Source organism: Verrucomicrobiota bacterium, assembly GCA_016871535.1.
GTDB lineage: Bacteria > Verrucomicrobiota > Verrucomicrobiia > Limisphaerales > SIBE01 > VHCZ01.
In genome coordinates, this window is record VHCZ01000114.1 from 1 (window position 1) to 18,380 (window position 18,380).

Annotated in this window: 20 protein-coding genes; 12 read left to right on the forward strand and 8 right to left on the reverse strand. The window is 58.3% G+C overall.

Features of this window, described 5'->3' with window-relative positions; all coding sequences use genetic code 11:
* On the forward strand, positions 1–645 hold a 645-nt coding region (locus tag FJ398_15375), incomplete at its 5' end, for a hypothetical protein (protein ID MBM3839315.1).
* A gap of 32 nt (positions 646–677) precedes the next feature.
* Here the strand turns inward: FJ398_15375 and FJ398_15380 are convergent.
* Complete coding sequence (locus FJ398_15380; GenBank protein ID MBM3839316.1) at positions 678–1,514, reverse strand: prepilin-type N-terminal cleavage/methylation domain-containing protein; 837 nt, start codon at positions 1,512–1,514, stop codon at positions 678–680.
* A gap of 109 nt (positions 1,515–1,623) precedes the next feature.
* Between FJ398_15380 and FJ398_15385 the strand changes: the two genes are divergently transcribed.
* Positions 1,624–2,451, forward strand: coding sequence for a DUF1559 domain-containing protein (locus FJ398_15385; GenBank protein ID MBM3839317.1), 828 nt, complete (start codon positions 1,624–1,626; stop codon positions 2,449–2,451).
* Positions 2,452–2,738: 287 nt separating this feature from the next.
* Here FJ398_15385 and FJ398_15390 read toward each other — a convergent pair whose 3' ends face one another.
* Entirely contained in the window at positions 2,739–3,155 is a 417-nt protein-coding gene (locus FJ398_15390; GenBank protein MBM3839318.1) for a hypothetical protein, read from the reverse strand.
* Between FJ398_15390 and FJ398_15395 the strand changes: the two genes are divergently transcribed.
* Positions 3,154–3,660 (forward strand): GNAT family N-acetyltransferase, encoded by a 507-nt coding sequence (locus tag FJ398_15395; GenBank protein MBM3839319.1) that lies wholly within the window; start codon positions 3,154–3,156, stop codon positions 3,658–3,660. The two genes, FJ398_15390 and FJ398_15395, sit on opposite strands and share 2 nt — an antisense overlap.
* A 162-nt stretch (positions 3,661–3,822) precedes the next feature.
* Here the strand turns inward: FJ398_15395 and FJ398_15400 are convergent, their stop codons facing one another.
* The gene (locus FJ398_15400) at positions 3,823–5,340 is read right to left on the reverse strand and encodes a pyrrolo-quinoline quinone (GenBank protein ID MBM3839320.1); all 1,518 of its coding nucleotides are present in this window, start codon (positions 5,338–5,340) and stop codon (positions 3,823–3,825) included.
* The gene (locus FJ398_15405; protein MBM3839321.1) at positions 5,321–5,977 is read right to left on the reverse strand and encodes a response regulator; all 657 of its coding nucleotides are present in this window, start codon (positions 5,975–5,977) and stop codon (positions 5,321–5,323) included. The genes FJ398_15400 and FJ398_15405 overlap by 20 nt, the downstream gene beginning before the upstream one ends.
* 142 nt (positions 5,978–6,119) lie before the next feature.
* On the opposite strand from FJ398_15405, the gene FJ398_15410 reads away from it, so the two are divergent.
* From FJ398_15410 to FJ398_15450, 9 genes are all read left to right on the forward strand, one after another.
* The gene (locus FJ398_15410; GenBank protein ID MBM3839322.1) at positions 6,120–7,085 is read left to right on the forward strand and encodes a 6-bladed beta-propeller; all 966 of its coding nucleotides are present in this window, start codon (positions 6,120–6,122) and stop codon (positions 7,083–7,085) included.
* Positions 7,086–7,347: 262 nt separating this feature from the next.
* Positions 7,348–8,223, forward strand: a complete 876-nt coding sequence (gene ilvE, locus FJ398_15415; protein ID MBM3839323.1) for a branched-chain-amino-acid transaminase — start codon at positions 7,348–7,350, stop codon at positions 8,221–8,223.
* A gap of 162 nt (positions 8,224–8,385) precedes the next feature.
* The gene (locus FJ398_15420; GenBank protein ID MBM3839324.1) at positions 8,386–8,895 is read left to right on the forward strand and encodes an excinuclease ABC subunit B; all 510 of its coding nucleotides are present in this window, start codon (positions 8,386–8,388) and stop codon (positions 8,893–8,895) included.
* Positions 8,896–8,898: 3 nt separating this feature from the next.
* A complete protein-coding gene (locus tag FJ398_15425; GenBank protein MBM3839325.1) occupies positions 8,899–10,014 on the forward strand; it encodes a protein arginine kinase in 1,116 nt (371 codons plus the stop codon).
* Positions 10,015–10,034: 20 nt separating this feature from the next.
* The gene (locus tag FJ398_15430; protein ID MBM3839326.1) at positions 10,035–12,527 is read left to right on the forward strand and encodes an ATP-dependent Clp protease ATP-binding subunit; all 2,493 of its coding nucleotides are present in this window, start codon (positions 10,035–10,037) and stop codon (positions 12,525–12,527) included.
* 65 nt (positions 12,528–12,592) lie between these two features.
* Positions 12,593–13,366, forward strand: coding sequence for an ABC transporter permease (locus FJ398_15435; GenBank protein MBM3839327.1), 774 nt, complete (start codon positions 12,593–12,595; stop codon positions 13,364–13,366).
* Complete coding sequence (locus tag FJ398_15440) at positions 13,363–14,109, forward strand: ABC transporter ATP-binding protein (GenBank protein ID MBM3839328.1); 747 nt, start codon at positions 13,363–13,365, stop codon at positions 14,107–14,109. The genes FJ398_15435 and FJ398_15440 overlap by 4 nt, the downstream gene beginning before the upstream one ends.
* Entirely contained in the window at positions 14,012–15,088 is a 1,077-nt protein-coding gene (locus tag FJ398_15445; protein MBM3839329.1) for an MCE family protein, read from the forward strand. The genes FJ398_15440 and FJ398_15445 overlap by 98 nt, the downstream gene beginning before the upstream one ends.
* 1 nt (position 15,089) lies before the next feature.
* Positions 15,090–16,109, forward strand: a complete 1,020-nt coding sequence (locus FJ398_15450; GenBank protein ID MBM3839330.1) for a TRAM domain-containing protein — start codon at positions 15,090–15,092, stop codon at positions 16,107–16,109.
* Positions 16,110–16,226: 117 nt separating this feature from the next.
* On the opposite strand, the gene FJ398_15455 is transcribed toward FJ398_15450, so the two are convergent.
* From FJ398_15455 to FJ398_15470, 4 genes are read right to left on the reverse strand one after another with little or no spacing between them, the layout of a single operon-like run.
* The gene (locus FJ398_15455) at positions 16,227–16,946 is read right to left on the reverse strand and encodes a hypothetical protein (GenBank protein ID MBM3839331.1); all 720 of its coding nucleotides are present in this window, start codon (positions 16,944–16,946) and stop codon (positions 16,227–16,229) included.
* Positions 16,943–17,548 (reverse strand): sigma-70 family RNA polymerase sigma factor, encoded by a 606-nt coding sequence (locus FJ398_15460; GenBank protein ID MBM3839332.1) that lies wholly within the window; start codon positions 17,546–17,548, stop codon positions 16,943–16,945. The genes FJ398_15455 and FJ398_15460 overlap by 4 nt, the downstream gene beginning before the upstream one ends.
* A complete protein-coding gene (locus tag FJ398_15465; GenBank protein MBM3839333.1) occupies positions 17,548–17,862 on the reverse strand; it encodes a hypothetical protein in 315 nt (104 codons plus the stop codon). Before FJ398_15465 ends, FJ398_15460 begins: the two co-directional genes overlap by 1 nt.
* 22 nt (positions 17,863–17,884) lie before the next feature.
* Positions 17,885–18,196, reverse strand: a complete 312-nt coding sequence (locus tag FJ398_15470) for a DUF433 domain-containing protein (protein ID MBM3839334.1) — start codon at positions 18,194–18,196, stop codon at positions 17,885–17,887.
* Positions 18,197–18,380: the final 184 nt, after the last annotated feature.

Here is an 18,380-nt window from a genome sequence, read left to right on the forward strand (position 1 = left end):
GATATGCCGGACGGACGCATCTTCGTCTTGAAGATGAAACAAAAAGCCGCGGAGCTTTGGGATGTAAGCACTCGCCAGCAAGTGGTCACCTTCGAAGCCGACGCCGTTCTGTCGCATCTGCCAAATGTCAATCCTTTCGTTTTCTCCAGAGACCGCACGCTGGCGGCTTGCGGAGATACCAACCGCCTGGTTTGGGTCTGGAACGTCGCCGATGGCAAAGCCCTGGGCGTCCTCCCCGGTCATTCTGAGCGAATCAGAGCCCTCCGCTTTTCTCGCGACAGCAAAATCCTCGCATCTGGCAGCATGGACAACACCGTCATGCTGTGGGACCTGACCCGCAAACAAGAGATTGCCACGCTTCGCGGCTCGGGAGGATGGATTCGCTCAATGGACTTTTCCACTGACGGGAGGACCCTGGCGACCGTCAGCAGCGACGGCGCGATCAAGTTGTGGAGCTTGTCCAGTTTCCGTGAATGGATGACTCTGCCCGAACGATCTGGGCCGCAGAGTGCCGTGACTTTTACGGCGGGCGAGCGGGCGTTGCTATGCCTCGATGACGAGGATCATCGACTGCGCGTGTTTCGCGCGCCTACATTGGCCGAGATTGAAGCGGAGATCGCAGGGAACTCGAAGTGGAGGCCTTGAACCTGGCAAAGCCCTTTGGCGATGGTGTTCATTCACGGATCCGGATTCTTTGGGTCCAGGACCCACCACAGGGGCGCCGCTTCTTGCAGGGCGATGTAGTCGCGATTGCCCGGCAGGGCGTAAGCTGTTCCAGGCAGAAATTTTATTTTTGATTTTCTCACCGTGTCCTCGTCCAGCCAGCGCCGGTGCTCAACATGGCCGTCCGCAAACGACCAATTCTGTCCTTTCCCGTGGTTGAACGGGTAGCCGCCCCAAAGCCAAGGAGTGAAGGGCATGTAACATTCGCCATCCCCGGTTGTCTGGGGAGTCGTGTGCATGAGCACAAATGCCAGAGCAGGCGGCGGCTTCTGAATGGCCTGGGTCTTGTGGAAGACGACTTGCCTTTGCAGAGCGGGGCTCCGCCTCATGTCGCAATTCATGTAGGAACTCATCGCGTAATGACGCGTCCTGGGTAGTCCCCCCTTTTCGTCGTTGACGGTCGATTTGTCCGCCGGGCAGCGATAGACCTCGGGCGAGCCGACATCAGGATAGAGCGTGCCTTGTTGGATGTTCGATGTCGTTGTGTCGGTATTGGCGAATCCGACGACCCAGGACCCAGGTGGTGAACCGTCCCAATTCAATGGCAAGTTGTCGTTGTGATCATCGCAGTACATCTGCCACGCCAATTGCAGGTGCCTGAGATTATTGAGGCAACGGATCGACTCCGCTTTCCCTTTGGCTTTGCTCAGCGCCGGCAGGAGCAGCCCGACCAGAATCGCGCTGATGGCGACGACCACCAGTAGTTCGAGGAGAGTGAAACCGAGTTCAGACCAGGCTTGTCGGCCCGCTCGCCTATGCCTCCGCAGCGCGTGCTGCAAGGTGGTTTGCATTCACCTCGCTACAGAAGAAAATCTGGAAAAGGTTACAGAGGTTCTTGCGCATATCTCGGAGGGTTTAGTCGTTCTGTAACCTTTCCGAAATTTTCTTCTGTAGCGGGTGATGAAAACGAATTTTTCTCACCCGGTTCGAAGCGTCTTAACCCCGCCCGAACTGACGCCACGTCGGGCCTTTACGCTGATAGAATTGCTGGTTGTCATCGCCATCCTCATGATTCTGGCGGGTTTGCTCCTCCCTGGTCTTACGAAGGCCAAAGGGAAAGCGCAGACGATGCAGTGCCTGAACAACCTGAGGCAATTGGGACTTTCCTGGATTCAATATGCGCAGGACCACGACGATTTCGTGCCGCCGAACAGCATGGAGAACTCCAGCCCGGCCAAAGCGTGGATCCAAGGCTGGCTGAACATGAATGACGATCACCCCGACAACACGAATACCCTCCATCTCATGACCAGCCTCCTCTGGCCGTATCACCGGTCGCTGAAGATCTGGAAATGCCCCGGAGACATCTCCGTAACAGGCCCCGGCGGAAGGGCACATCCTCGGATCCGAAGTTTCTCCATGAATCCGTTCTTGAATCCGCTGTGCGAACCGACGCCCTGGAGATTCATTCGAAAAATGACGGATATGACCGAGCCGCCTCCGGCCCGAACTTTCGTCCTCATCGACGAGCGCGAAGACAGCATTAACGACGGCGTCTTCCAGGTGGATATGGACAAGCCGTTCATCGGAGATTGGCCGGCCGTTTATCACGACGGTGCCAGCGCGCTCTTCTTTGCCGATGGCCATACAGCGATCCAGAAGTGGATCGACCCGCGCACCCGGCCGCCGCTTCGGAAGAATCAATTGCTGTTTAACGGCGGCACGCCGAGCCCGGGGAATCCGGACGTGCATTGGCTGCAGGAAAGGACGACCAGCCGGATGGATTAACTAAAATCGTTTGGACAACGTGACGGGTCGCCCGCTTCTTCAGCGTGGCGCCTGGCTTACGGCGAGGTCAGACGATAGAATCGCCGTGGATTGCGCACCGTCTCCAGATCACGCCACGAGAACACGGACTTGGTCCGCGGGATGGACGACAAAGCTCGTAGCGCAGAGTTGCACTCTGCCGTATCGCAGAATTGTATTCTGCGGGGCGTCTCCCAGTCCGAGCACGCTGGGACTTGCCGGCGTCCTGCCGATTGGAAATCGGCGATACAGCAGATTGAAAATCTGCGCTACAGTTGAGTCCACAGCGACGGACCATTCCGTCCGCGGACGTACACCTGTCCTTCTCCGTCCAGGTTGCTCTCCCAAAGAATATCCCCTGGCTGAAGCGGACGGCTCATCGCCGGAACCGAATCGCTGAAACCGCTGCGCAGTTCGCCTGCCGTCGCTCGGACCCAATAATAATTCGGAATCCCAACCGAAGCGGAGCGATCGATGAAATGGGTCGTCCCGCCGAGCCGTTCGGCGATTCGTGCGGCGCTGCTGTTCGACGCGCTCGTCCCGCGCCACACTTCGTAGCCGGACGCGCCCGCGACGCCTTCTTGTTTGGGCGAGCTTGACAACGATTTCGGTGGCGCGCAAATGATGCCGCGATTATCGGGCCGCCTGACCAGCGGTCCAAATTGCGACAGCCACGCTTCGATCATGGATATTCTCACCACCGAGCGGCTCCAGCTTCGCCCGTTTACCTGGACGGACCTGGACGACCTGGCTTCGATTCTCGCGGACGCCGAGGTGATGCGCTTTTCATTAATGCAGCCGAAAACCAGAGAGGAAACGCGCTCGGCCCTGGAGAGCATTCTGGCTGCTTACGATCAGAATGGTTTCGGTCTTTACGCCGTCGTTTACCCCGCGGACCGGACTCTGATCGGCTATTGCGGCTTTGTTTTGCGGGAAGTGGATGGGAATCGCGAGATCGAGCTGGGTTGCGGTCTGAGACCGACCTACTGGGGCCGAGGGCTCGGCACCGAAGCGCTCAAGGCTTGCCGCGACTACGGTTTCGGCAAACTGGGTTTCCAGCGCTTGATCTCCATCGTCGATCCGAGAAACATCGCCTCCATTCGCGTGGCGGAAAAAGCCGGGATGAAATTGGAGAGGACCTCCGCTTTTCAGGGATCGCCGCTCGACATTTATGGAATGACGCGCGGATAATTCCTTCCCGCGAGCCCAGGGGAGCGCCAGCATCCTTGCTGGCGAGTGCCACCGAACGAAACAAAAGTTCAGGACAAAGTTTGAGACAAAGTTCCGGGTGATGCACCATGGGGTTGAATATGCCCGAAACTCCAGTGCCGGCAGGATGCCGGCGCTCCCAGGCTAATTCTCCGCGATCGCCACAATGTGGTTGCGGGTGCGAAAGAAGAGCGTGCCCTCGGAAATGGCCGGCGTGGCCATGCAGGTTTCGCCCAGTTCGTTCCGGGCCAGAACCTCGAATTTCGGTCCGGCTTTGACGACATAAACCGCGCCCAGCTCACTCGTGAAGTAAATCTTCCCATCCGCCGAGATGGCCGAAGCCGTGAAGCCCGATCCGCCGGGACCGAGCCGTTCGCTGTATTGCGGTTCGCCCGTCTTCGCGTGGTAGCACGCGAGCACTCCGGCGTCGTTGCAGCAGTACAGATAGTCTCCGACGACGATGGGGGTTTGCATGTAATTCCCGCGGCGGTTCATGCTCCAGGCGACGTGCGGGTGGCTCGATTGATTGTCGGCCAGCGTGATGTCGCCGGTCGCGCCGAGCCGGATCGCGTAAATCGGCGCCATCTTGCCGTGGGCATTGGTAATGAAAACCAAGTCGTCCGACACAATCGGCGTGGGCACGGGAATATCTCCGCCGCCCTTCAACTTCCAGATTTCTTTCCCGTTTTCGAGATCGTAACCGCCGATGTGCCGAAACCCATTGACGAGAATCTGCGATCGTCGGTCGCGCGTGGCCACGGTGGGAGTGCTCCAGGTCGGCACGTCCGAACGGGGTGTCCTCCAGAGTTCTTTCCCGGTGCTGAGATCGAACGCAGCCAAGAAGGGATTCGTCAGGACGTCGCATTGGACGATGACGCGATCCCCGTGGATGACGGGCGAACTGGCAAAGCCCCATTGAGCGGTGGGCACCACGAAGTAGCCGGAGTCGAGCGGGCCGAGATCAGTTTGCCAGAGAAGCTTCCCGTCCATCGAAAAACAGAACAGGCCTTCGGAGCCGAAAATGCAGACGATGCGTTTGCCGTCCGTGGTCGGAGTGGAGTTGGCGTGGCTGGATTTCGGATGGCGTTTCACCCTGGGGACACTCTCGTGAGCCGTCGTTTTCCAGAGGATTGCTCCGTCCGCTTTGCTCAAAGCGATCAGCACCCAACTGTGTTTCATCTGCTCGTTGACCGATCCAATGTCTCCATAAAGGCCGATCTTCAAATCGGCATTGCCGGTTGCAAGGACCGCGGTTGTGACGAAGATTTTGTCCCCCCAAATGACCGGACAGGAATGACCCAGGCCTGGAATTGGAGTTTTCCACTGGATGTTCTCGGATTTCTCGACGTTCCAACGTTCGGGCACCTTGGAACCCTCCGCGACACCACGGGCTTGCGGTCCGCGGAACGCCGGCCAGTTCGCTCCATCGGAAAGCTCGGCACCAAAGGCAGCGGAAATCTGAATCAACCATGCGCCGAGACACAACAGTTCAGGGGAAGATCCCCTGGCCACAGCGCCACGCGCGCGGCCCATGAACCCGGTAGGGCGATTCCGTCCCGGCGAGCCGTTCGACGGGCCTCGAACACGTCCGACTCGGCTCGCTGGGGACAGGCTCGCCCTACCGTCCTGTTCAGGGGAAGAGTTAGTCTTTGGTTTCTTCATCCGTCTCGCTTTCCCATTTCGGATACACTTCCGCGCGGATTTCGCCGCGGCGGATCAATTCCTGCAGATCCCGGATAATGGTGCGGCGGGCCACTTTGAATTCCCGTGCCAGCGCCGACACATTAGGCCGTTCCTTGGCGTTCGCCACCATCCGCCGGATTTCCGTCTGACGCGAGAGGCGGTCGGTGGAACGGCTGAAGAGCGCCTCGGCATCGACGCGTTTGGAGCGTTCCAACGCCTCGAACTGCCGGACAATTTCCGTTTCGCCGCACTCCCGCAACGCCACTGCAATGGTCTTCTTCAGTTCGTGGACATCGACGGGTTTGGTGATGCAATAGTGTGCGCGGCGCGGGCCTTGCAAGGCGCCCATTTGCTCGTGGGCCTCCAGCGCGCCGGAGACGATGATGATGGGCACGTGCGGGGCCAGCTCTTTCATCTCCGGCAGATAATCCAATCCAAGCTGCCCGTCATCCAGCACATGGTCCAGAATGATCAAATCAGGAGGTTGGCGTGCGACGCCGTGCAGAGCGTCCGTGCCGGTGGTGACGCGTGTCAGTTGGAAGTCCTCCAGCGCCTCCTCGTAGATTTCATACTGGAGATCGTCATCTTCGATGATGAGAAGGTGCGGCGGGTTCATGACTCGACTCTGAAGTTTAGTTAAGTCCAAACTCTCAATCTTTCAAGGCATCTCTTCAGTATGTTCAGTATAGATTGCAAATTGTGACTCCGCGACTTACAACCTCCCCGTTTCATAAACCAGAACCAATAAGGACCAGGCCATGAATCGCATTGCAACGTCTCTGCTGGGCATCGTCGCTTTCCTCTCAACCATCGCCGCGACTGTTGCCGCCGAACTCAAATTCTCGATCACTCCGCATTTCTTTGAGGAAAATCCCGGCGGTAAACCGCTCGGCGCCTGCCATGGCGGCGCAGTGATTGATAAGGCGGGCAACATTTACATCACCACCGACACCGAGCGGGGCATTGTCGTTTTTTCGGCGGCCGGCAAGTTCTTGCGCGCCGTTGGCCCGACGCGCATCCACGGGCTGGAAGTGGGAGAGGAGAACGGGACCGAATACCTTTATTGCGCCCGACCGACCGCTCACGAGGTCGTCAAACTGAAGCTCGACGGCGAACAAGTTTGGGCGATCCACTATCCGCAGGAGGCCGGCCTTTTCAAAGACGAGAAGGGATTCAATCCCTGCGCCGTCACCGTGGCGCCCGACGGTTCGATCTTTGTCGCCGATGGCTACGGATCGAATTACGTGCTCAAGTTCGACAAGGACCGGAAGTTTGTTAAAGCCTTTGGCGGGCCGGGCGAGGCCGAAGGAAAGTTCAGGACCTGCCACGGCATTGGCCTGGACACACGCCTGGGCAAACCCCTGTTGCTCGTGTGCAACCGAAACAACAATCGGGTTGAATACTGGGACCTCGACGGCAATTTTGTGAAAGTTATCCAGAAAGATTTGCGCATGCCCGCTGCCGTCCACATCCGGGGCGATTACGCCGTGTTTCCGGAACTGCAGGGCCGGGTCACGGTGCTGAACAAGGACGGCGCCATCGCCGCGCAAGTGGGCGATAATCCGAACGCAAAGGAGCGCGCGAATTACGGCCTGCCGCCGGACCAGTGGAAGGACGGCATCTGCAACTCCCCGCACGGGGCTTCGATGGATAAAGACGGCAACTTGATCGTGGCGGAATGGAGCCAGTTTGGCCACCTGCACAAGTTCATGCGCGTCAAGTAGAGGCTGACGGCGAGGAGCCTCAAGGTTGAGTCTGAGCTGAGCTGAGAGCGCGTTTTGAAAATGCCTTTTGGGGGAACAGGCCACTGGCCTGTTGCTACAGGCTACCCGCCTGCCGCAATGTTCGACGGCAAGTTGCCGCCGAAAACGGGCTGGTAGCCCGTTCCACCTATTTTCAAAACACGTTCTGGGCGAATTGCTGCAGAGCTGCCTTAAAGGTTTGCAACGCCGGAAGCAGTTGCCGTAGTCTGCCCGGACAGACGGAATGAAAATTTACATCGACGGGAAGTTTTACAGCGAACAGAACGCAAAGATTTCGGTTTTCGACCACGGACTTTTGTACGGAGACGGCATTTTCGAGGGGATCCGGGCTTACCACGGGCGCGTGTTCAAACTCAAGGAGCACATTGACCGTTTGTTTTGCTCCGCGAAAGCAATCCTGCTCACCCTGCCCCTGTCGCACGCCGAACTCATGCGCGCAGTCGTGGCGACTTGCCGTCAGAACCGGATCCGGGACGGCTACATTCGACTGGTGGTGACGCGCGGCGTCGGAGGCCTGGGGCTGAACCCGAACCGATGCAAGCGGCCCTCGGTGATTGTCATCGCGGACAAGATCCAGCTTTACCCCCAGGAATTTTATGAACGCGGGCTGGAAATAATTACCGTGGCGACGGTGCGCAATTTGCACAGCGCCTTGAACCCCGCGATCAAATCACTCAACTATCTCAACAACATTCTTGCGAAGATTGAAGCGAACAACGGCGGCTGCGAAGAGGCGATCATGTTGAACGCGGAAGGATTCGTTTCCGAATGCACTGGGGACAATATCTTTATCGTCAAGGGCGGCGAGTTGCTGACGCCGCCGCTCTCTGCCGGCGCTCTCTACGGCATCACTCGCGGCGTCGTCATTGAACTGGCGAGAGGCCTTGGCATATCCGTTGCTGAGATCAACCTGACGCGGTATGACTTATTCAACGCGGACGAATGTTTTTTGACCGGGACAGGAGCCGAGTTGATTCCAGTGGTGAAGATCGACGGGCGCGTCATCGGGACGGGAAAGCCCGGACGCCTCGCGAAAACGTTTGTGGAAAAGTACCGCAAGCTGACTCAGACATCCGGAGAACCGATTTACGGAGCTTGAACCAGCCAGGAGTCTCAAGACTTGAGCTCCGATTTCTTTGCGCGGCGGTTTTGTCCCGTGCATGGAAAAACGTGTCCGGCTTTGAGGCGATAAGACGGATGCCGGTGGGGGTCAAGGCGTCTTGACTTAAGACCTGCGGCAGCCGATATACGAACTGGATTTATGTTATGCGATATCTGCAAACAAAACGTTGCCACGGTCCATTTGACCCAGATGGTGGAAGGGAAAACGAAGAAAGTGGATTTGTGCGAAGCGTGTTCCAAAGACAAAGGGGTCGATGATCCCACGGGTTTCTCGCTGGCCGACCTGCTGCTCGGCCTGGGCGCGGCCCAGGAGATCGAACACGCCATGCCGGGCGGCGACGCCAAGTGCCCTCACTGCGGTTTCACTCAGGCCGATTTCAAGAAGTCCGGGCGACTGGGCTGCGCGGAATGCTACACGACGTTCGCCGAGGGTCTCGAAGGCTTGCTGAAAACGATGCACAAGGGAACCCGGCACGTCGGCAAAGCGCCACAAAGCTTCAAGCAAAACCAGGATTTGTCCGACAAACTGAAATCCCTCCAGGGCAAACTCGAAAAGGCAGTCGTGGAAGAGGATTTCGAGACGGCGGCGCGAGTCCGGGATGAGATCAATCAGATCAAGAACAAGATCGCCAGCTTAACCCCGGGATGAGCCATGAATATTAACGAATTTCTCGCCGCACCATCCGAGGCCAGCAAACGCAGCGGACCGCACGACCGGATCGTCTTGTCGAGCCGCGTCCGATTGGCGCGCAATCTAAAAGGCCTGGCGTTTCCCGGCTGGGCCAAGAAGCCGGAACGGGTCAAGTCCCTGGAAATCCTGCGCCCTGCGGTCGAGGGTCTGAGGCAAATGGCCGGCGCGTTTTCCGAATCCATGGACAACCTGACGGCGCTGGACAAACAAATCCTGGTCGAGCGGCATCTCATCAGCCGCGAACACGCCGCCAAGAGCGCCGGCAGCGGCCTGGTCTTGAACAAGGAAGAGTCCCTTTGCGTGATGATCAACGAAGAGGATCACCTCCGGATGCAATCGCTCCGTCCGGGCCTGCAAATCAAGGAAGCCTGGCAGGTGATCGATCAGGTGGATTCGACGCTCGAAAAGAAAGTCGAATACGCCTTCACGCCCGCGTTGGGCTACCTCACGGCGTGCCCGACGAATCTCGGAACCGGCATCCGCGTGAGCGCCATGCTGCATCTCCCGGCGCTGGTCATCAGCGAGCAGATCAACCAGATCATCCAGGCCGTGAACAAATTAGGCCTGGCCGTTCGCGGTCTTTACGGCGAAGGCACGGAGGCGCTGGGCAATGTGTTCCAGGTTTCCAACCAGATGACCCTTGGAGAAGCCGAGACGGAAATTGTCGAGCGCTTGAACAAAGTGCTGGCGCAGTTGATTGAGCACGAAGAGAACGCGCGCGCCATGCTGCTGGAGAGCAAACCTAAGGTCATTCTCAACCAGATCGGACGGGCTTACGGGATTCTCGCCAACGCCCACAGCATTTCCTCGAAGGAGACCATGAACCTGCTCTCGCTGCTGCGCCTGGGAGTGGATATCGGGTTGTTCCCGGGGACCGAGCGCGCGCTGGTGGACGAGCTATTTCTGATCACTCAGCCGGCGCATTTGCAGAAGCGCTACTCAGAAAAGCTCTCGGCAGAAGAGCGGGATTTGCTCCGAGCCGACATGCTCCGCGAGCGTCTGCGCCACGTGAGCCGGCCGCATCCGATGCCTGCGCAGTCTGACGGCTCAAAGCTGGACAAAGGTTCTGATTCGTAGCATCTTCTGCTTGACTGTATATGAGCGAAGAAGCCATGAGTAATTTCACCCCCCGTGCGCAGCAAGTCCTGGCCCTGGCGCGCAAGGAAGCGGATCGATTCAACCACAATTTCGTGGGCACAGAACATCTGTTGCTTGGCTTGATCAAGCTTGGCCAGGGCGTCGCGGTCAATGTCCTGCAAAAAATCGGACTCGACCTCGAAACCGTCCGCATGGAGGTGGAAAAACTCGTGGGAACGGGGCCGGACCAGAAGACGATGGGAAACATCCCCTACACGCCTCGCGTCAAGAAAGTGTTGTCTCTGGCCGCGAAGGAAGCCAAGGCTCTCAACCACACCTACGTGGGCACCGAACATATTCTGCTGGGTCTCCTGCGCGAGGGCGACGGCGTCGCTGCCCGGGTTCTCAAGAACATGGACGTCGATATCGAGCAGACGCGCCAGGAAATCTTGAAAGAACTGGATCCGAATTTCAACACAGCCGAAGAAAACGCTCCCAACGAACCGGCGGAGAAAGCTCCCGAAAAGAAGGGCGAAGTCAAGACGCCGGCCTTGAAGGCGTTTGGCCGGGATCTGACCGAGATCGCGCGCAAAGGCGAAATGGATCCGGTGATCGGGCGCAAGAACGAGATCGAACGCGTCATTCAGATTCTTTGCCGCCGAACCAAGAACAATCCGGTGCTGCTCGGTGAAGCGGGGGTCGGCAAGACCGCCATCGTCGAAGGCCTGGCCCAGGAAATCGCGCGCGGCAACGTTCCGGAGCTGCTGCGGGAAAAGCGGGTCATTACGCTGGACCTGGCCCTGATGGTGGCCGGCACCAAGTATCGCGGACAATTCGAGGAGCGAATCAAAGCCGTGATGGACGAGATTCGCCGCGCGAAGAACATCATTCTCTTCATCGACGAGCTTCACACGATCGTCGGCGCTGGCTCGGCCGAGGGCACGATGGACGCGTCCAACATCATCAAACCGGCCCTGAGCCGCGGCGAAATGCAGTGTATTGGCGCCACGACGCTCAACGAATACCGGAAATACATCGAGAAAGACGCCGCGCTCGAACGACGATTCCAAAGCGTCAAGGTGGAAGCGCCGTCGGTAGATGAAGCAGTGCTGATTCTCAAGGGCCTCCGTCAAAAATATGAGGATCACCACAAAGTCGATTTCACGAGCGACGCTCTGGAGGCGGCGGTCAAGCTCTCCGACCGTTACTTGACGGGCCGCTACCTTCCGGACAAGGCCATCGACGTCATGGACGAAGCCGGCGCGCGCGCGCGCATCGGCGCCATGACCCGGCCGCCGGACGTGAAGAACCTCGAAGGCGAGATTGAAGAAATCCGTTCTCGGAAGGAGCGCGCGATCAAAGAGCAGGACTTTGAAGGCGCCGCGGCGTTGCGCGATAAGGAACGCCAGGCCAAAGAAAAAATGGAAGGCATCTTGAATCAGTGGCGGACGACGCGTGAAGAAAAGCGCGTCAAGGTGGATCAGGATGACATTCTGCAAGTCGTGGCCAAATGGACCGGCATCCCGCTCAAGCGCATGGAGCAAGGCGAAGCGCAAAAGCTGCTGGCGATGGAAGCCGAGTTGAGCCGGACAGTGGTCGGCCAAACCGAAGCCGTCAGCGCGCTGTGCAAAGCTTTGCGCCGCTCGCGAGCCGATTTGAAAGATCCCAAGCGGCCCATCGGAACGTTTGCGCTGTTGGGCCCCACCGGCGTGGGCAAGACACTCCTGGCCAAGACGCTCGCCGAACAGATGTTTGGCGACGCCAAATCGCTCATTCAACTCGACATGAGCGAATACATGGAAAAGTTCACGGTGTCGCGCCTCGTTGGTTCGCCTCCCGGATACGTCGGCTACGAAGAGGGCGGGCAACTCACGGAACAGGTTCGCCGCCGGCCTTACTCGGTCGTGCTTTTTGATGAAATCGAAAAAGCGCACCCGGACGTGATGAACATGCTGCTCCAGATTCTGGAGGAAGGGAAACTCACGGACAACGTGGGACGCGTCGTGGACTTCCGCAACACCGTGGTGCTCCTGACCTCCAACGTCGGCACGGAAATCATTCGCAAAGGCGCCGCGATCGGCTTTACCAAGTTGTCCGACGAATCAAGCTACGAGAAGATGAAGGAGAAAATCCTGGATGAAGCGAAAAAGGTCTTCCGCCCGGAGTTTCTCAACCGCCTCGATGACGTGATCGTTTTCCGCGCGCTCAACAAGACGGATTTGATCCAAATCCTCGACCTGGAAATCCAGAAAGTGATCGAGCGATTGAAAGGCCGGAAAATCGAACTCCAGCTGGATGAGAAGGCCAAGGATTTTCTGGTCGAGAAAGGCTACGACCCGACTTATGGCGCCCGCCCCATGCGCCGAGCGGTCGAACGGCACCTCGAAGATCCGCTCGCGGAAGAAATCCTCCGCGGAAAACTGCACGAGAACAGCCCGATCCAGGTCACGCTGGAAGAGGATAAATTGGCCTTCAAGCAGACGGCCGCGGCCGAAGGCGCGTTATCCAGCTAGACTCACCCTTGCCCGGGCGAAAACACGGTCTTGCTAAAAGGACCGTGTTTTTTTATTCACCAACTATGAATTTCGGCGCCCGGAAGCGGCTGGTGGACGGGATCGCAACTCTGGGGCGAATGGCTCTCATGCTGGGGGAGGTGGTGCGGTCGCTCTTCACGCATCGGCTGAGCGGCAGCGACCTGATTTACCAACTCCACTTCATCGGCGTGAAGTCCCAGTCCGTCGTTCTGGTCACCGGCGCGTTTACCGGCATGGTTCTTTGCGCGCAAACCTACTTTCAATTTCACAAGGTCAAAATGGACACCGCGACCCTGGCCGTGGTGAGCGTTTCGATGAGCAGCGAACTGGGGCCGGTGCTCACCGGGTTGATGGTCGCGGGCCGCGTCGGCGCCGCGATGGCGGCGGAGTTGGGCACGATGCGCGTCACCGAGCAGATCGACGCGTTGCGCACCCTGGCCACCCATCCGATCGATTACCTGATCGTCCCGCGGCTGCTGGGCACGGTCATTTCCTTGCCGCTGCTGACTGCCGAGGCCATCGCGGTCGGCATCGCCGCCGGATACTTCGTGGGCGTGTATTTGCTGGATATCGACGCGGCGTACGCCTGGGCGAACATGCTCCGGTACAGCCACGCGGTGGACGTGGTCATTGGAATTACCAAAGCGTTCATTTTCGGCGGTCTCCTCGCGTTGGTGAGCTGCTACCAAGGCATGAACTGTCGCGAGGGCGCGGAAGGCGTCGGGAAGGCCACCACCGAGGCCGTGGTGATTTCTTCGATCGCGATCCTGGTCAGCAACTTCTTTCTGACCCTGTTCCTGACGCAATTGCTCGCATGATCGAAGCGCGAGCTCTCCAAAAAAGTTTCGGCTCGCACCGGGTCCTCGACGGCGTGACCTTTCGCATTGAACGGGGCGAATCGGTGGTCATTATCGGGCGGAGCGGCGGCGGCAAAAGCATTTTGCTGAAGCACATTGTCGGCCTCCTGGCCCCGGATGCCGGAGACATGCTGATCGACGGTGAAAACATCGCGGGTATGAACGAACGGCAATTGCTCCAGGTGCGCCGGAAGTTCGGGATGCTCTTCCAAAGCGCCGCCCTGTTTGACTCCTTGACCGTGGCCGAGAACGTCGCGTTTCTCCTCCGGCGGGAACGAAAGCTTTCCAGCCAGGAAATCTTCCGGCGCGTGGACGAAACGCTGGAGATGGTCGATTTGCCCGGCACCCAGTCGAAAAAGCCGGCGGAACTTTCCGGCGGCATGCGCAAACGCGTCGGCCTGGCGCGCGCGATTGTTTATCGGCCGGAAATTGTGCTGTATGATGAACCGACGACGGGCCTGGATCCGGTGGTGGCGGACAGCATCGACCAACTGATCTTGCGCGTGTGCGAGCGCCTGGCCGTGACCTCCGTGGTGGTCACGCACGATATGCGCAGCGCCCGGCGCGTGGGCAATCGCATCCTGATGCTGCATCAGGGGCGCATTCATGCGTCGGGCACGCCGGACGAGATCTTCGATTCCAAAGATCCGGTCGTTCACCGGTTCGTCACCGGGATTTCCGATCCGAAAGAGCACTTGTTTTGATATGAGCCAGTCACGTCTGGAGTGGAAAGTCGGGCTGTTCGTCCTTGTCGCGCTGGGCCTGATGGCCGCGGTCATCCTCAAGTTCAGCAAGGGCACCTCTGTGTTCGAAGCGACCTACGAAGTCACCATGCGGACCAAGAACGTCAGCGGGTTGATCGAAGGCGCAGCCGTGCTCATGGCCGGAGTCCCGGTGGGCCACGTGGCGGACATCGATCTCAGTCCGGGCGGGACCAATGCCATCGTGCGGCTGCAAATCCTGAAGTCGCATCCCATCCACCGCGACGCGGATTTCTCGATCAAACAAGCAGGCTTCCTGGGCGATTGCTTTGTCTCCGTCGTTCCCACGGCAAACGCCCTCAGGCTCTTGCAGAACGGCGACGAGGTCGAAAGCGAAGAGCCTTTCGACCTCCAGGAAATGGCGCGGTCCGCCGCCGGCCTGCTCCAGCGCGTGGATGATACGGCCAAAAAGCTCAACGACGCCGTCAAACGAATCGACGGCACGTTGTTCGCGGAGAACACGCTTTCCAACCTCACCGCTACGGTGTCCAATTTTCGCCAGGTTTCCGAACGGGCGCTGAACACTCTGGACGGGGTGGATCAATTCGTGCGGACCAACACGCATCCGTTGAGCGCGTCCGTGAGCAACCTGGTGGCCTTCTCCGAGCAATTGAGCCAGACGGCGAAAGAGATTCGCCTGACCGTTGCCACGAACCGTTCCGAAGTGAACGCCATCATAAAAAACATTGAATCCGCCAGCGGCGAAGTGGATAAACTGGTGAGCGATCTGCAAACCGGCCGAGGGCTGGCGGGGCGACTCCTGAAAGACGGGCAGTTGGAGCAGGAGTTTTTGGCGACCATGAATAATCTGAGTCTGTTGAGCAGCAATCTGGGCCGGTTCGGTCTCTTCTGGAAACCGAAAGCAAGACCGTCGCGCGCCACGCCGGCGGCGCCGCCCCTGGGCCGGAACCCTCTTCCATAACATGTCACTCTGGGTCGTCCGCATCTTGTTTTTGTTGCTTTGCACCGCCGGGGGCTACGCCATCAGCCAGGTGCGTCCGGAGCTGATCGAAAAGGGCATTTACGGTCTGACCATCGGCTTCGGGTTTGGAGGCCTGTTGATTGGCATCGACGAGATGTTGAAGGGGTTTTCTCTTCGGGCCTTTTCCGCGGCGACCTTCGGCTTGCTGCTGGGGAGCTTGATCGCCTGGTTGCTCGATCGGTCGGGCTTGTTCGTGTACGCCGACGAACGCGGAATGTGGCTGATCCGGCTTTGCCTCTTCGTCGCGTTCGGGTACATCGGCATGGTGCTGGCCATGCGCAGCAACAAGGAGGATTTTTCACTGATCATTCCGTACGTGCGCTTCGCGTCGCAAAACAAGCCGGACAACCTGCTTTTGCTCGACACGAGCGTGATCATCGACGGACGCGTCGCGGATCTGATCGAGGCCAATTTCCTGGAAGGCATCATCGTCGTTCCTCGATTCGTCCTGAAAGAATTGCAGCAAATCGCCGATTCGAGCGACCCCATCCGCCGCGCGCGAGGCCGGCGCGGTCTGGAAATGCTCAGCCGCATCCAGCGGAATCAACGCAACGAAGTGAAAATTCACGAAGGCGAATTCCCCGAAGAGACGAGCGTCGATGCGAAACTGGTCCGTCTGGCGCACATGCTGAGCGCCCGGCTGTTCACCAACGACTACAACCTGGGCAAGATCGCCGAACTGCAATCCGTGTCCTTCGTGAACGTGAATCAACTCGCGAGTTCGCTCAAACCGGTGATCTTGCCGGGCGAGAGCCTGAATCTGCGGCTCGTTCGAGAGGGCAAGGACAAAGGACAGGGCGTCGGCTATTTGAACGACGGAACCATGGTGGTCGTGAACCAGGCGCACAACCTGATCGGGCAGCAAGTCGAAGTGCAGGTGCAAAGCCTGCTTCAGACGGGCGCCGGAGTGATTATTTTTGCCGATCTGAAGTCGCCGGCAAAATCCACACTGGCCGCTTGAACTAATGAGCCGAGGAGAAGAGTGACGGGCTCCGCGTGCGGCCTGCCAACGCATCCAGAAAACACTACCGCTGACGATTTCAAGGACGTTGGGCTACTGCGCATCCAAGGATGCATCTTAACGCCCTGTTTCTCCTGCGATAAAGCTGGCTGCACGGCGTAGCGCAGTCTGCAAATCGGGTTCAATGGGAAAAGTTTTCTGGAATTCCTTTTCTTTGGAGCGACCCATGACACGGACTTCGCCAGCGCTTCGATCATAAATCACTTTGAACGCTGGCCGCTTTCGCTTTTCTGGCCAGGTCTTTTCCCACTCGGCCAAGGCGGGGGGTGAGGAAAACGACTCGACCGGCGATTCCTTCCACACTTGTCTCAAGGTTTCCACGTCCACGGTGTTTGTGCCTCGGGTTGCCCCCACCAAATCAAGCATCGCCACTTGCACGATAGCTCCCGAAGGTTTGGTCAATATCGGAACCAGCAAAACCGCCACCAACGCAGTCGTAGCTGCCAACCCGATCATCCAAAAACGCCAGCCTTCAATGTGCGCCGTCTCTGCCTCTGATCGCGCCGCGCTCGTTCCGCCGAATGTTTCTCGGACTTTCGACTGTAGCCGTACTCTCGCGTAACCCGGCAGTTCCTTTTCTTTGGCTTCCGCCGCTTCTACCAACGGCAACACTTCTTTGACGACTCGGCTTTCCGCTCGAAGACGCTCAAGTTCCGCTTTCAATTCTGGATTACTTGCGACGACCGACTCCAGTTCCGCGCGCTCGTTATCGGTGGCGTGATTTGCAATGGCTTTCATCGCGAGATCGAAAAAGCGCTGGTCATTCATTGAGTTCATCGCAAATGCGCCTCCAATTCTTTCAACAATTTCGGATGCTGCGCCCCTTGCCTGCGCATTGCCTCCAAACCACGCTTCAGATACACGCCCACAGAACCCAGGGCCACGTTGTGTTTGGCGGCGATCTGTTCGTAGCTCAGGCCCCGCATGAAAAAATCGTTTAGGATTCGCCGTTGTTCTGGCTTCAATTGCGTCTGCAACTCTCCCAATAAACCCGCCAACTCCGTTTGCTCAAGGTCCGCCAATGGAGAATCCCCGCTCGCCGGTCCGGTATCGTTCTCCTCCGCCTCTCGCCGGGCTTCGAGACTTTCGGTGACTCCCGCGCCTCGCTTGGCCGCGAATCGTTCCCGCAATCGGCTGACGGCCAGGTTGTGTGCGATGCTTGCCGTTAATGGCTTGAGTTCTTCAACCTCTTTGATTTGCGCAACCTTTTCCACCAATTCCTCCAAAGCTTCGATAGCCACGTCTTCGATGTCTTCCGGCAGATAAGGCTGAAGCTTTAATTGAGCGACGGCGAACGCAGTCGGCCACAACCAGCGAAACGCCTCATCCCAGGCGTCGGCGTCGCCACTCTTCAACGCTGAGAGTTCAGGAACGCTCATTAGAAACGCCACTGAAGATTTTGGAGCACCGGGTTCCCCATTTGCCGGAAGTGCGCGCCATCGGCATGGACTCGGACGACCTTTCCTAAGCGCTTGGCTTGGGAGTCAAACCGTGGATGCTTCAAGAAGCGGCGAATGAAATCTGCGGCTTGATCATCCGCCACATCCAGCCAGACCAAGCAGTAACTGTCGTGAAGCAAATCCTGGCGGAAGAAGAAGTGGTCCAGGCTGAAAAACGTCGCTTGTGGCAGCCTGTGCAGAACCGGGATTAGATTCTCGTCCTTGGTCCCCGTTCGCCCGATATCAATGCCCACGACGCGGAAACGAACGCGCCATTCACGCAGCAATCGCCGTTGCCCTTCGGGCAGGTTTTCGTCGAGCAGAAACATTGAAACCCCTAAACGGTTCGTGTTTTTCCACGAGATGGGCAATGGCGATAGTTTCGGAAATCGCTTCTTCGCAGACTTTGCCATTCCATTCTCCCATGATCTCCTTCCAAGTCATCCCCCGGTCGAGTTGTTCCAGGACGATCCAGACCATGATGCGAGTGCCCTTGTAGGTCGGTTGGCCGTGGCAGATCTCGGGGTCGGCCACGATGTGCTTGCCAAGTTCCACTCGCTTGGCGGGTTGGCGGGTCATCGTTTTCATCCGCGTTTTGAGAGTGCCCTCGGCCAGACCCGATTGCAAGCCGCGCCTCGGATAATGCGTAAGCGGTTTTAGAGGTGGGTGGAGACAAATCTCGCAGGAGCGGAGTATGGATGACTCCGCTCCTGGAGTTCCGGATGGTTTTCACCTCCGTGATCGGCGCCGCGGAGCGGTTAGCAAAAAGTCC

Coding starts and splice junctions, on each gene's coding strand:
- FJ398_15380 (MBM3839316.1), bottom strand. CDS start 1,514: ATGCAAACCACCTTGCAGCACGCGCTGCGGAGGCATAGGCGAGCGGGC.
- FJ398_15385 (MBM3839317.1), top strand. CDS start 1,624: ATGAAAACGAATTTTTCTCACCCGGTTCGAAGCGTCTTAACCCCGCCC.
- FJ398_15395 (MBM3839319.1), top strand. CDS start 3,154: ATGGATATTCTCACCACCGAGCGGCTCCAGCTTCGCCCGTTTACCTGG.
- FJ398_15390 (MBM3839318.1), bottom strand. CDS start 3,155: ATGATCGAAGCGTGGCTGTCGCAATTTGGACCGCTGGTCAGGCGGCCC.
- FJ398_15400 (MBM3839320.1), bottom strand. CDS start 5,340: ATGAAGAAACCAAAGACTAACTCTTCCCCTGAACAGGACGGTAGGGCG.
- FJ398_15405 (MBM3839321.1), bottom strand. CDS start 5,977: ATGAACCCGCCGCACCTTCTCATCATCGAAGATGACGATCTCCAGTAT.
- FJ398_15410 (MBM3839322.1), top strand. CDS start 6,120: ATGAATCGCATTGCAACGTCTCTGCTGGGCATCGTCGCTTTCCTCTCA.
- ilvE (MBM3839323.1), top strand. CDS start 7,348: ATGAAAATTTACATCGACGGGAAGTTTTACAGCGAACAGAACGCAAAG.
- FJ398_15420 (MBM3839324.1), top strand. CDS start 8,386: ATGTTATGCGATATCTGCAAACAAAACGTTGCCACGGTCCATTTGACC.
- FJ398_15425 (MBM3839325.1), top strand. CDS start 8,899: ATGAATATTAACGAATTTCTCGCCGCACCATCCGAGGCCAGCAAACGC.
- FJ398_15430 (MBM3839326.1), top strand. CDS start 10,035: ATGAGCGAAGAAGCCATGAGTAATTTCACCCCCCGTGCGCAGCAAGTC.
- FJ398_15435 (MBM3839327.1), top strand. CDS start 12,593: ATGAATTTCGGCGCCCGGAAGCGGCTGGTGGACGGGATCGCAACTCTG.
- FJ398_15440 (MBM3839328.1), top strand. CDS start 13,363: ATGATCGAAGCGCGAGCTCTCCAAAAAAGTTTCGGCTCGCACCGGGTC.
- FJ398_15445 (MBM3839329.1), top strand. CDS start 14,012: ATGCGTCGGGCACGCCGGACGAGATCTTCGATTCCAAAGATCCGGTCG.
- FJ398_15450 (MBM3839330.1), top strand. CDS start 15,090: ATGTCACTCTGGGTCGTCCGCATCTTGTTTTTGTTGCTTTGCACCGCC.
- FJ398_15455 (MBM3839331.1), bottom strand. CDS start 16,946: ATGAACTCAATGAATGACCAGCGCTTTTTCGATCTCGCGATGAAAGCC.
- FJ398_15460 (MBM3839332.1), bottom strand. CDS start 17,548: ATGAGCGTTCCTGAACTCTCAGCGTTGAAGAGTGGCGACGCCGACGCC.
- FJ398_15470 (MBM3839334.1), bottom strand. CDS start 18,196: ATGAAAACGATGACCCGCCAACCCGCCAAGCGAGTGGAACTTGGCAAG.